The organism is Gorillibacterium massiliense, assembly GCF_000455485.1.
GTDB classification, from domain to species: domain Bacteria; phylum Bacillota; class Bacilli; order Paenibacillales; family NBRC-103111; genus Gorillibacterium; species Gorillibacterium massiliense.
In genome coordinates, this window is the sequence record NZ_CBQR020000188.1 from 1 (window position 1) to 603 (window position 603).

General features: G+C 35.3%; 1 protein-coding gene. It reads left to right on the plus strand.

Features of this window, described 5'->3' with window-relative positions:
- Positions 1–390 precede the first annotated feature (390 nt).
- The coding region (locus tag TJ79_RS28375; protein ID WP_155988039.1) for a hypothetical protein at positions 391–603 on the plus strand (213 nt) is incomplete at its 3' end.

Genomic DNA, 603 nt, shown 5'->3' on the forward strand with positions numbered 1-603 from the left:
GGCTCTAGATTTTCCAGTTTTTCTTCAAGTAAAGGCAGCATTCCACATTTAGCCGCATATAAAAGTAGTGGCATTTTTTCAGAGGCAGAAGAGGCTTTGTTTAATGGAGTAGAGCCTAAATCATCTTTGATCTTCATCTATATCTCTCGCATGATGTTCAATTAAACTCTAGCCCAATCTTTTGCTTATTTCAAATACAGGGATATGTACTGTGTCTAGCCAATAATTAGACAGAGATCTGTTGTTGAGCCGGGAATGCTTAATTTGATTTATTTTCAATCATGCACAACAATTATTAGTAAGTGTACTCATTGTGAGTTTTCTAATGTTGGTGTCTGTCCAAAATCCCAGGAGTGATCCGCGCATAGAAAAATTGAACATTAAATACAGATGTACAATGAAATATCTGAGGATCTACCCTATGAGAAAAAGCTAACTCAAAAAGCACTGCTTTTAGAAGAAATTAACTATATGGCTAATTTTTTTAAAAATAAAATTAAGGATAGTAAGATGTCAGCCCATACCGTTTTCGGGCTATACGGGCTTTATGAATTTCCGGGTATTAGTAGAGAAATAGCGAGTTTATCAGGCATAGATACAGCA